Raw genomic sequence first — 8,991 nt, 5'->3', positions numbered from 1 at the left:
TACGGCTATGATAGGGGCTTTTATATAGGCAATACACTCATTGCCTATGGTGAGGGGCTTTCACCAATTACGAACTGCCTGGTCCGTTATACTAACCTACCCTATATATTACACCAACTCTTGTGTGGTGGTCGTTACAATATATGCTTTTTTAAAAGATACCAACGGTTCTTTATTAGCACTTTCTAATGCTTGTTTATCGGTAATCACAGAGGCTACCTTCGTCACATCGGCTAATGTTAACCCTGCTTTAGGATGTGCTACTGTTACCGAAGACTCTTTACCACTCGGTGTGGCAAATTTTAAATATAACACTTGACGTTCTACCATACTAACATCTCCCTTACTATCATCATCAAACCCTATCACTCATCACGAGCATAGGTCCTACACCCTATCCGCTACTCAGCAGATAATTTTTGTTGATCCAAACGAATCACCGCCTGTAACGCTTTATCTTGCAATGTGGCTAAGGCAGCGCCCACAGCTTGCACCGCTTCATCACTGGCACTATCTACAACACGTGAAAACGTAACCTGTTTATACGTCATCTTGCCTGCTGTATTCAAACCGTTTTCTAAACGAAGGATCAATTTCGTAGATTCCATACAGATTTGCTAATACGCATATTCTTATATATTAGATAATTTTCAATACGGTATTAAGAGAGAGAGTTTTATCTACTGAAATTTTTAGACTTATCTTTTTTGTAAATGTTTTCTCGTTCTATCCAACAATCGTGAATCTTGTTAGCTCTTGCTAAGTTAACACCTCTCTTTTTTTCCCTTACTCATTTTATTTGAAAAGTAGTTTTGGTAAAACTCTTTGCCCTTTTTTCTAATAGTCTCACGGTCTTTGCTTACAAACCTTAATTGATTTCGTAATAAGTTGTAGTTATGAGGATGTGTGTTTTCTCTTTCGGAAAAGTCTATTTTTTCTAATTGTGAGTCTGGCACAGGAATCATTTTGCAAAAGTCTATAATTCCACGATGACCTCCATCTAATTTATGTATTTCTTTACTATTTTTCATAGTAAGATGTTTAGGTTTAGGTGATGTTAAAGGAACAAAATAGTTTCTATTTTCTAATGTAAATAATATCCCCGCAAAAGGCTCGTTGAGTTAGGGATTTTAAAAAATCTTAATCATGGAGTCTTTAGGTGACAATAGAAAGGCTATGAGTTTGAATGCTCATAGCCTTTTTATGTTATTAAGGTTCTATGTCAAATTATTTATTGTATGAGTTAGCTCAGTATAAAAAACTATTAAAATTATTTGAATAACGAAGTATAAAGATAAATTATGTGCAATAAACGCGATGCTAGATTATTATAGTGTTTTTTCTATTTGTATTGAGATGTTCTTCGTAAAATGGTATTATATATCTAGAAAGGAGGGATTTTATGAGCAAATTTATAAATTATTTGGGCAATAAATCAAGTATTTTAGATTTTATTAGTTCAGGTATAGACCAATATTTGTATGATGGTGATACAGTATTAGATTTATTTGCTGGCTCAGGTGTTGTTTCATATAAGCTTTCAGAAAAATATAATGTTATTTCTAATGATTCTGAAGCATATTCATCAACGATTTGTTCTGCTCAACTTAATATCCCTCATTACAACGCTAATAATATTTTAGATATTAAAAATCAACTTCTTTCAATAAAAAGTTTTTTGATTTCTCAAGAAAATTTATCAAATTTAATTCAAAAAGAAAACAAATTAATCCAGGAAAATAGTATTGATGAATTAAATGAATTATATAAGTCTCATAAAACTGTCTGGAATAGTAAAAATTTTACTCCCCAAAAATTAAGAAGTAACAATAATTACAATCTATTTTTGAGATATTACGCTGGTTCATATTTTGGTATAGAGCAGGCATTAGAAATTGACTCTATAATAAAATTCATCAAAAAATCAGACTGTTTATTTGTTGATTTTTTATATTCAAAGCTCTTTCTGACTATTAATAACGTGGTTTTTTCTAGAGACGGTCATATGGCCCAACCTCTAGAATTGAAAACAAACTCAAAAAGAGCCATCCTTGATAGGTCCAAAAATGTTTTTGATATTTATTTAAAATATTTAGAGAAAGATATTGATTCATCTAATACTAAAAAATATAACTATAAAACATATAACTTACCATTTGATAAACTTATTTCTAGAAAAGACATTATAGATAAAGTTGATTTAGTTTATGCTGATCCTCCTTATACGGATATGCAATACTCAAGATATTATCACATTCTAAACGTTGCAGTAAATTATGATTATCCTGAGATGACAAAAATTAAGAATGGATATACAAAAGGACTTTATACTGAAGGAAGATTTCAATCATCATTAAGTCAAAAAAGTAAAGCTAAAGAAGATCTGTACTTGTTAATGAAATCATGTTTTGATGCTGAAACTAACCTCGCGCTTTCGTATGCATACCCTAGAGATATCAAACAACAAAAAACAAATAGATATACAGTTTCAATCGAAGAGCTTATGAACATGGCAAAAGAGGTATTTTCTCCATCAAATGTCCATGTCGAACAAATAGATTATTTTCACTCTAACAATAAAAATGATCAGAGGAAGCCAGTAATTGAGTACTTGATTTTATGTGGCAAAAATAAGAAAAAGTCTAAATCATATAATATAACGAAAATAAAAAAACAAATTGACTCATTGAAGCCAACAAATAGAAATGAGATTTATAATACACATATTTACTGGTCACAGAAATCATTTAATATAATCGATTCTTTGATTGAGAATTTAAGCGAAGAAAATGATGTCATCTTTGACCCATTCATGGGTTCTGGAGTAACAATTTTAGAGTCCATTACAAATAATATGAAAAGAAACGCTATTGGATGTGATATTAATGAAGCTCCAGTTTTTATTGTAAAGACTTTAGTAAAATATTCTAAAGATAAACAATTGCGAAAAGATTTGATTGATATAAGTCATCAAATAAATTCACTTATGCATTATTACGAAGCGAATTGTCCTAATTGTGATTCAATTTCTATAATAGATAGAATAATCTTTGATAAAGCAAATCGAGATTCCAAGGAGATAAGCATTAATGCTGTCAACCACATATGTGAAAAGTGTGGGAAGGTGGTGGAAAGTGAAAATATCAAAAACTATCAAGAAGATATGTTTTCTAAGTACGAGTTAGAAAATATAGATAAAAAATACGAATTTATTGAAAACTCTAAAGTAGCAGTGATAAAAAACGACAGTATTTTTAATATATTTACAAATAGAAATCTAAAAGTTTTGGATGATATGCTAGAAATTAGTAAGCAATTTTCAAAAAATACTGAAAGTGTTTTCAAATATATCTTAATGTCATGTATGCATCAATGCAAAATTACAGATAAAAGATCTAACTCTCAATGGCCTCTTTGGACTCCTAGAAAAGACTGCGTTGAAAGAAATGTTGTACTATTAGTAAATAAAAAAATAAATAATTTCTTAAAAGCACTACCTAGGATTCAAGAAACATATGTTGATAGCATTTTAGTAGATTCTTTTAATGATTTAAGTATCAACTCTGCCTTTTTGTTGCAAAAACCAAGTCAATATATATCTAACTTTGACATACCTGATAATAGTATTGACTTAGTAATCACTGATCCACCTTATCTTGGTCAAGTGCTATACTCTGAATATATGCAATTATATTCTCCAATATTGGGATTAAGCATTGATATGAAAGATGAAATTGTAATCTCCTCAAGATCAGAGCATGATAAAAATGAAGCTGATTATTTTGAGGATTTGAAAAAAGCATTCAGCTTAATTGGAAAAAAATTAAAAAAAGATAAAGTTATGTGCCTATATTTTCATGATAACAACCTTAAGGTTTGGAATAAATTAATGAAAATTTTATTTGAAGAAGGTTTCCGATATATCGGACAAACCCATATCGAAAAATCCAACACCTTGAAAAATATTATAAGTCCTAAAAAATCTCTTAAAGGAGATTCTATACTTTTCTTCAGAAATAGTAAACACAAAGACGAATATCGATATGCACCAGAAGAAATTGAAGAAATAGAAATAAATATTATAAAAGAGGCTAAGTATATGTTAAAAAATCAAAACCAATTAACTTCTGCAGATCTGTATGATAATGGTTTAATGGAAACTTTAATTTCAAATGCGTGGCTTGGCAAGTTATCCGAGAAATACACTTCATTGATTGATTTGTTACAAGAACATTTAAAATGGAATTCAAAGCTTGCAGTATGGGAAAATAATAATAACGAAAAAATCTAGTTTTCTTTTGAAAACTAGATTTTTTTACTTAGCTATTATTTTATATCCAGTGCTCTATTATAATATTTTCCTGGAAAATATTTGTTTAGTAATTCTTGAACCTTCCAACCATTCCATCCATCTACATTAAATCTTTCTAATGCATTTTTCCCTTCAGAAGTAAAATCTGATGATGTTACACATATTGCTTTATCATAAGAATGATAAGAACGTTCAGCATATAGCCTTTGAATTGGTTCTGAACCAACATTACTTATCCAACGTTTACACTGAAAAATGTGTTTTTCAATATTTTTATCAACTAATTTAGATGCGATAATATCTACTCCCCTATCTCCAGCACCACCAACAGTAACAACATCAAAATACTTTTCTTCTACAAGTAGTTCTTTAATTAAATTTTCAAATTCATATCCATCAAACTGTGAAATATCTTGTGAATCCTTAAATTCAACATTATCTATTTTTTTCTTAACATAGTATCCATTTTTGACTTCACAATAGTTATCTAAAAGCATTGAAATCTGATTTTGGTAGTCAGAGTCCCTAACAATCTGTTCTAAAATATTACTATCAGTACCAACTATTGAAGCCGTAATTTCTAGATATAAATCATCTAAAACAAACTTTCCTTTTTCCTCTAATAATTTTCTAATAAACAAAGGTATTAAGTCATATAGTTTTATAAATAGTGTTGAATTATCTTCTATCGCCAAATACAGTTGGTTCCCGTCAATTGAAACTTCTCCTATTGGATTGACTAAGAAGTTTTCCCTTATTATTTTTTCAGCTAAATTCATTCTTTCTAAAGTTGGTTCAATACTTTTAGACAAAAGATCATTTCTTATCAAATTAACTGCTGAACTTATAGATATAGATCTTCTCTCTTGTCTATTTATATCTTCATAAACCAACTTAGTCGCAACATATTCATAGTTCATGTTACCTTCGAACCAATATCTCTGTTCTTGTGATAATTTTTTAAAGACAACTATAACTTCATTCATTATGGTATTAGCAAAAGCTGATTGTTTTCTCAACGTTGGGTCCTTTTTCTCAATGTTAACCCTCGTCACATATTCAAAACCATTCTTCCTTGCTAAATTTAAAATTTCAGAATATGTTTGTATATATTTATTCTCTGCTAATTTCATAGTAAAAAACATATACTTTTCATCTTTTAGAACAGAATATAAAATTCCCAGCATCTCATCTAAATCATTATAATACCTATCAACACTATTATGACTTTTTCTTGATGGTGCATTGGTTAAGACAATTTCTTCATCTAAAATATCAGATGTAAGTTGGTATTTTTCTGGATAGTCTGAAAACTTTTCCAACCAAATTCTAAATAATTGATTCCTTTCTAAATACGGAACCTGATCTGTATATGGAAAGTCTGTATATATCATATCAAACTGAGTATTAGAGTTTTTTAAAATTTTATAGCTCGCATTTTTAAGTTGAACTCTATCATTGTTTGAGATATCTTCTACCAAATAATCCATAAATTCATCTTGGAATTTTAACATGGACTTGTATTTTGCTTCAAACAATACCCAAACGTTCATGTCTTGGCCTTGTTCTCTAATTACATGATATAAAATGTCCGTTGAACTTCCATACATTGATATTTTAGCTAAGGCAAGAGATGTTACCAAAGCGTGTTGGATGAAATCCTTCTCTTTACATGCAGGTAATTTTGATATTTCATTCTGAATATAAAGTAAAGCTTTCTTGTTTCTTTCCGAAAAATTGCGATCATAACTATCCGCGCCAGTAGAAGCAGTAATATTGATTCTACTATTTTCAATATACTTGTCAGTTGGAAACTCAGAATTATCCAACTCATATGTTCCTTGTAAAATTTCGTAATCTTCTTCGTCAAACCTCTTTGACTTTTCACCACAGACAGAACATTTATACATTAATTTTACATTTTTCCCGTCTACAATTTCCCTATTAGTAATTGGATTAAAGTATTCTTCACGTTCTGGATCAAATAAAATTTTACGAATAAAATTATCTTCGCCACAGCATTTAGTTTTATATAAATTCATCACTTTTTCTTTAGCTTCATTTTCAACTTTTTTATAAAAACTTTGAAGTTTTGATTTATCTATTTTTGTTATTAGTGTAGAAAAAACATCAAAAGTATAGGGGTCTAGTTCTAGACCCTCTACATATCTATTCGCTTCCATGGATGCAATAATGAAAGAACCACCTCCAAAAAATGGTTCTAAAATTTTATCGCTTTTACTTGAAAACCCCTCTATAATTTCTTTTGCTAATGTATTAGATTTCCTTCCTTTAAAATAAAAAGATTTTTTTAAATTATTAGATACTAGTGAATTTTTATCTTCAACAATATCTAATATTTTATTAGTAACATTCATTATTTCTTCATTATTGATTTTTTTCATTGTAATCTTCCTTTATTAATTCACTAGCTGGTATACCTAAATAACTACTCAATCTCTCTAAAGTATTAAGAGGTGGGGTAATCCTATTTTTCTTCCTATGATAAGATTTTAACGTATCAATACTTAGAAACCCACTATAAATTGAAGAAATCTCATTCCATGAGGTCTTTCCCAGCCTAACATACTCATTTCTCAAGTTTTTTTCTAATGAATCACTAGAATTATTTTCTATAGAGTTATAGCCATTAATGCCATTAATTTCTAAATTTTCCTTAAATAAAATATAGGTAGGGATTTTTAATTTATTTGCAATTTTATCAAGCGTTGATATTTTAGGACTTCGTTTATTTGAAAACCAACTTTCGACTGTGTTTTCCTTAACTTCAGCTAATTCAGAAAGTTGCTTATTAGATTCAATATTAAAACGCATCATAATTTTCTTTAAGTTTGTCATAACAACATTATGTAAATAACCAATCTGCATATTATCCCTCCTTTTAAAAAATAATATCATAAATAAAACAATATTTGGTGTATTATTTGTTTTTTTGCCAATTTGCAATAAAAATGGTGTAGTCCAAAGACCACACCGTCATACAATTATCTTTCAGTTTCATGTTTTGCTCAGTTTTGTTACTAATCTGCCTTGTGCTTACCTGATTCCTTATACCTATTAATAACCCTTAGAATAGATTTTTTCTTCTCTTCTTGACCCTTGCCAATCTCTTTTGTTTTTAAGAGCTTAGAAGCAAGAATACGGGCATTGGTAGTTTCTTTCTATTATTATATATATTTTTTTCATAATTTATCATAGAAAAATTCCATATTGCACTTCTTTAAGTTATTTGATAGTGTCAATAACTTTGTGTAAACGTCTTAATGTTTGCCAAAAATGTAGCTAATTCATTTTACTAAAACCATTCTTTGTGCATTTTTTCTAACGACTTTTTTGTTAGTAGGTATTCAATAGATTCTCCTATCACGGAGTCAATCCCGCAATACGGACAAATAGCTGTACAATCTGGTTCATCTTCACGCCAATCTTCTATTTCATTTGGAGAAAAGATTTTCCAACAATAAAAACAACCATGTATACTAGGAATTTCCAAAGATCTATGTAAAAGTACTCTGCTATATATTCACCATGTAATGTAAACTCTAGCTCTATGTATGCCATAGTATACACACGAACAGGCAAGTCCTTATCCCTCAAAACTCACTTCGCATATCATCACCGATGCGATTACGGAGCGCCTCTAATGCGTGTTTATACCGATAATGAATCGCTTGCCGTGTACACCCCATCCGTTTTGCTACCTGCGCCATCGTTTCACCGCGATAAAACACACAATACATAATATACCGATTCGTCCTTTCCAACTCTCCCAAGGCCGCCATCACGCGCCGCTTTGCATCGTGTCGCTCCATCGCGTTTAAGGCTTCCCCTTCCGTATCTGCCAAGGATCGTATATCTTCCCACGCAATCTCTTGAAAGCTTTCCTCACCGCTATGAGTATATTGCAACAACTGCTCACGCTCCCAATTTCTACTGCATCGTTTGTAAAAGTTCCAATTGGCAAAGCGAATCTTGCTCATCGCAAATCCCGCAAACTGAACGGGCCCCTCTATATCATACTGCTCCACGGCCTCAAATAGAGCCATCCACATTTCCGACAACAAATCTTCGCCTAAAGTAATGGCGAAACTATTATGCCCATATTTAAGCACCAATCGCTCATAGCGTCGACAAATCTCTGTTAGCGCCCCCTCTATGTGATTGCGGTACGCCGCCACTAACTCTCTATCACTCATCAATCGTGCTTTCTCTTCGCCTATCATTGTTTTCATTTCACTATCTCCCTACGGAGAAATGCATTTCTCGTACATACGAGCAATAGCTATTGCAAATTTAACTGTAGCGCTTGCTTGTACTATAAATGAAAGGCGTAAGCGGTGCAAATAGCTAGTTGGCTTCACTTATAACGAACATACAGCAACTTCACTCACTTTACTCACAATAGGGTGAGTAAAATGGGTGAAGTTGCTGTAAATAGCACAAATTTTGATTGGTTGTTAATAAGACGTAAGGCGACAAAAATACCTCTAATAATATATGCCCCCCCTTATCGATAACCTATATACCATTACTGCTTAAACTAAGGGTTATAGGACAAAAAAACCCTATCATAGTCACGGCGTGTTAGTAATCAATACATTACTAATGCACTACGGCTATGATAGGGGCTTTTATATAGGCAATACACTCATTGCCTA

6 protein-coding genes and 1 pseudogene are annotated in these 8,991 nt (G+C 31.0%); 1 reads left to right on the top strand and 6 read right to left on the bottom strand.

Annotated features, from left to right (window positions below; translation table 11 throughout):
- Nucleotides 1-108: 108 nt before the first annotated feature.
- The 3 genes and pseudogenes from K357_RS0107000 to K357_RS0106990 form a co-directional block, all read right to left on the bottom strand.
- Nucleotides 109-330: a DUF2922 domain-containing protein gene (locus tag K357_RS0107000; protein ID WP_028258062.1), complete on the bottom strand. Its 222-nt coding sequence runs from the start codon at nt 328-330 to the stop codon at nt 109-111.
- Nucleotides 331-401: 71 nt separating this feature from the next.
- A complete protein-coding gene (locus K357_RS0106995; RefSeq protein WP_038113820.1) occupies nt 402-608 on the bottom strand; it encodes a DUF1659 domain-containing protein in 207 nt (68 codons plus the stop codon).
- 156 nt (nt 609-764) lie between these two features.
- Nucleotides 765-1,103: pseudogene (locus tag K357_RS0106990) on the bottom strand (type III toxin-antitoxin system ToxN/AbiQ family toxin); the annotation flags it as partial.
- A gap of 299 nt (nt 1,104-1,402) precedes the next feature.
- Between K357_RS0106990 and K357_RS09065 the strand changes: the two are divergent.
- The gene (locus K357_RS09065) at nt 1,403-4,291 is read left to right on the top strand and encodes a DNA methyltransferase (protein ID WP_051212167.1); all 2,889 of its coding nucleotides are present in this window, start codon (nt 1,403-1,405) and stop codon (nt 4,289-4,291) included.
- Nucleotides 4,292-4,326: 35 nt separating this feature from the next.
- On the opposite strand, the gene K357_RS0106980 is transcribed toward K357_RS09065, so the two are convergent.
- The 3 genes from K357_RS0106980 to K357_RS0106970 form a co-directional block, all read right to left on the bottom strand.
- Nucleotides 4,327-6,717, bottom strand: coding sequence for a restriction endonuclease (locus K357_RS0106980; protein WP_028258059.1), 2,391 nt, complete (start codon nt 6,715-6,717; stop codon nt 4,327-4,329).
- Nucleotides 6,701-7,201: a helix-turn-helix domain-containing protein gene (locus K357_RS0106975; protein ID WP_028258058.1), complete on the bottom strand. Its 501-nt coding sequence runs from the start codon at nt 7,199-7,201 to the stop codon at nt 6,701-6,703. The genes K357_RS0106980 and K357_RS0106975 overlap by 17 nt, the downstream gene beginning before the upstream one ends.
- A 725-nt stretch (nt 7,202-7,926) precedes the next feature.
- Nucleotides 7,927-8,565, bottom strand: a complete 639-nt coding sequence (locus K357_RS0106970) for an RNA polymerase sigma factor (RefSeq protein ID WP_028258057.1) — start codon at nt 8,563-8,565, stop codon at nt 7,927-7,929.
- Nucleotides 8,566-8,991: the final 426 nt, after the last annotated feature.

The sequence above is a fragment of the Veillonella montpellierensis DSM 17217 genome, from assembly GCF_000426745.1.
GTDB lineage: Bacteria > Bacillota > Negativicutes > Veillonellales > Veillonellaceae > Veillonella > Veillonella montpellierensis.
The sequence above is the reverse complement of the archived record's forward strand: the minus strand, read 5'-3'. Positions and strand labels throughout refer to the sequence as shown.

What these genes read in the sequence shown, in the direction of transcription:
- K357_RS0107000 (WP_028258062.1), bottom strand. Translation starts at nt 330, where the DNA reads ATGGTAGAACGTCAAGTGTTATATTTAAAATTTGCCACACCGAGTGGT.
- K357_RS0106995 (WP_038113820.1), bottom strand. Translation starts at nt 608, where the DNA reads ATGGAATCTACGAAATTGATCCTTCGTTTAGAAAACGGTTTGAATACA.
- K357_RS09065 (WP_051212167.1), top strand. Translation starts at nt 1,403, where the DNA reads ATGAGCAAATTTATAAATTATTTGGGCAATAAATCAAGTATTTTAGAT.
- K357_RS0106980 (WP_028258059.1), bottom strand. Translation starts at nt 6,717, where the DNA reads ATGAAAAAAATCAATAATGAAGAAATAATGAATGTTACTAATAAAATA.
- K357_RS0106975 (WP_028258058.1), bottom strand. Translation starts at nt 7,201, where the DNA reads ATGCAGATTGGTTATTTACATAATGTTGTTATGACAAACTTAAAGAAA.
- K357_RS0106970 (WP_028258057.1), bottom strand. Translation starts at nt 8,565, where the DNA reads ATGAAAACAATGATAGGCGAAGAGAAAGCACGATTGATGAGTGATAGA.